This window comes from Aeromonas media (assembly GCF_000819985.1).
In the GTDB taxonomy this organism is placed as follows: Bacteria; Pseudomonadota; Gammaproteobacteria; order Enterobacterales; family Aeromonadaceae; genus Aeromonas; species Aeromonas media.
This window is the reverse complement of sequence record NZ_CDBZ01000050.1, coordinates 1-2,720: the sequence shown is the minus strand read 5'-3', so window position 1 is coordinate 2,720 and position 2,720 is coordinate 1. Positions and strand designations below refer to the sequence as shown.

At 51.8% G+C, this 2,720-nt stretch carries 2 protein-coding genes; both read right to left on the bottom strand.

Annotated elements, in window-relative coordinates:
* Nucleotides 1-123: 123 nt before the first annotated feature.
* Nucleotides 124-1,676, bottom strand: a protein-coding gene (locus BN1127_RS21115; protein WP_156139746.1) for an IS3 family transposase whose coding sequence is annotated in 2 segments (ribosomal slippage) — nucleotides 124-1,214 and nucleotides 1,214-1,676 — 1,554 coding nt in all. Because the reading frame shifts where the segments join, the coding sequence is not laid out codon by codon here.
* 90 nt (nucleotides 1,677-1,766) lie between these two features.
* Complete coding sequence (locus BN1127_RS22010) at nucleotides 1,767-2,486, bottom strand: hypothetical protein (protein WP_156139745.1); 720 nt, start codon at nucleotides 2,484-2,486, stop codon at nucleotides 1,767-1,769.
* Between the last annotated feature and the right edge of the window lie 234 nt (nucleotides 2,487-2,720).

The window sequence follows — 2,720 nt, the reverse complement described above, 5'->3', positions numbered from 1 at the left end:
GGCTGATTCAAGGCATTTACGGGAGAAAAAACGGCTCAAACAGGAAAAAATGAAATGACTGAGTCAGCCGAGAAGAATTTCCCCGCTTATTCGCACCTTCCCTAGTTGTCGCGTAAACCTGTTTTAAGCCGCCTGTTTTTGCTCTGGTTCGGACCTCTCAGGATTCAGCATCACGGCACCGATCGGTGTCCAATCTCGCGTCTTGCCACTCCACCTGGTTGGATGTCGCGCTCGGGCCGCCTGATACACCTCATCCCGTTTCGCCAGCAGCGCTTTATCTTCGCCCCGATGCCGCTCGTTGGGGGTGACGAAGCGGATACGGCTATGCCGGTGTTCGTCGTTATACCAAGCCATAAAGTCACGCACCCATTCCCTAGCGGCCTCCAGACTGGCGAAGCCGTCTGATGGCCACTGTGGACAGTACTTCAGCGTCCGGAACAACGACTCCGAGTACGGATTATCGTTGCTGACTCGAGGCCGTCCCCGCGAGGGCGTGACACCAAGGTCATGCATCTTGGTCAGTAGCGTGACCGACTTCATTGGCGCGCCGTTGTCCGAGTGCAAGACCAGTGGCTGCTTCCAGCACTGCTCGCGGATGACGCTCCGTTGCAGCAACGCCGCCGCTTGTTCACCACACTCTTGCTCATGCACTTCCCAGCCCACCCCTTTGCGGCTGTAGATGTCCTCTATCAGATAGAGGTAGTAATACTGGCCACGTACTGGCGACGGCAAGTAGGTGATATCCCAAGACCACACTTGATTGGGTCCGGTCGCGGTATGGCTGGTTGGTCCCAGCACATGACGCGGTGGCTGGCTCCGGCCACGCCTGTGCTGCTGGTCAGCCGCCCGCAAGATGCGATAGAAGCTCGACTCACTGGCCAAGTAGTGCCCCTGGTCGGCCAACCGTGGCACGATTTGACTCGGCGGCAACGAGGCGAACTCCGGGCTGTTGCAAACATCCAGCACCGTCTGTCGCTCTTCTGGACTCAAGGCATGGGCTGGCGTAGGGCGAACCGCATCCGGTCGCCCATCGGCACTCAGCTCAGGTCCGGCCAACCAGCGCTGGAGCGTGCGCAGACTCAGCCCCAACACCTCGGCCGCCGGATGCTTGCGTGCCCCGGCGGTGAGCGCCTCACGCCACCATGCAACGTATTGCTGCCGCTCTGGCAACGAGGTCAATCGGCCTCGTCGACGCTGCTCCAGTAGGCATCGAGCTTTTTTTGCAATATCAGCAGAGCTGCCGCCTCGGCCAGGGCCTTGTCTTTACGACGCAACTCTTGCTCCAGTTGCCGGATGCGCTTCTTGTCCGCCTTGGACTGCGCCTTCTCCGCCTGTTGGAGGGTACGAGCGGATTGCTGGCCCAGAATACAGGCTTGGCGCCATTGCTGGACCTGCTCGGGGTAGAGCCCCTTGCGGCGGCAATACTCACTGAGTTCAATCTCGGAAAGCGCAGCGGTTTCCAGCACGACGGCGAACTTGGCCTCGGCGGGCCATTCATCGGTCAGTTTGTTGTCTCCGGGCACAGGAGCCCCTCCGTCTTTGGCGTGTTTGCGCCAATTATACAGAGTGACTTCGCTGATGTTTTCCTGCCGAGCTAACTCAGCAACCGACATGTTGATGGGAGGCAACAGCTTCTTGAGCAAAGCGGCCTTACGCTCACTTGAATAACGAGCCATTCGACACTCTTTATCCGCCCCCGGTCTTCACATTTAGATTATTCAGGTCAGGCGACAACTATTCTGACACCGGGGGGTAGTCCGTAAGTGTTAATTTGCTAAATACAAGATGCCGTCATCTTTTTCTATTTTGGTTAGCGTTCCTTTCACTACACCTCGCTCACAAACATTCGTAGCTCTTGGGTAACCCCAATGAAGCTTTCTTTGAATATCAGTCACTTTAAAGGGAGTATCTAACTTCTTTTCATCAAGCAATTGCTGAAGTAATAAATCATCGTTTTTCTTTACTATTTCAATGGCTTTCTGTGCTTTACTATTATTTTCAGCATAGCTGTAACCGCCAGATGAGGGGTGACTCAAATAACAAACCTCAATGCCACTAGGTAATTGAGGAAGGTTGTCGGCTAACTCTTTACCAAGAACATAAATTATTTGCGGGTCTAGATCTTTTATAACTTCGAAAAGAGCGGGTGCTGAACTTTCCCACATATCGCTGGCTGGACGAATTCTAGCTCCTTCGCCGACAATTTTTTGAATGTAGTTATAGAATGCAACATTTTCCCAAAACTCTGTTTTGGCATCATCTGTAAGATACTCCGAAGAGTCAAGATTCAGAATGGTTTTGGCTATTTTTGTAAAAAAAGCGAGTCGGTTTTCTTTTGCCCATAATTGTACAACTTCTTTTGTGTACTCTTCATGTTCATCTTCTGGATCGCCATAATGTGACTCTCCGAGAACTAGAATACGAGCACCAAACTTGTTGGTTGCATAGTCATTTCCAACCCATGGTTTAAATACGATATTACGCATTGCTTTTTCCTATTTTATGTATGCACTGTAAAGGGGTCAAAATACGGCTCTAGGCCTGGTGGAAAACTGATGTAAATCAATAAATAGCCACCGGGACACCCAGGGCAAGATCACGAACGAATGTAGATCACATTTATTAAGATGCCGCGATGCTTAACCGAGCTAAAACACTCATGTTCCGCTGCATAAAGTCTACAAAAGTGTGATCAAGATCCTGTCTCTTGATCAGATCTT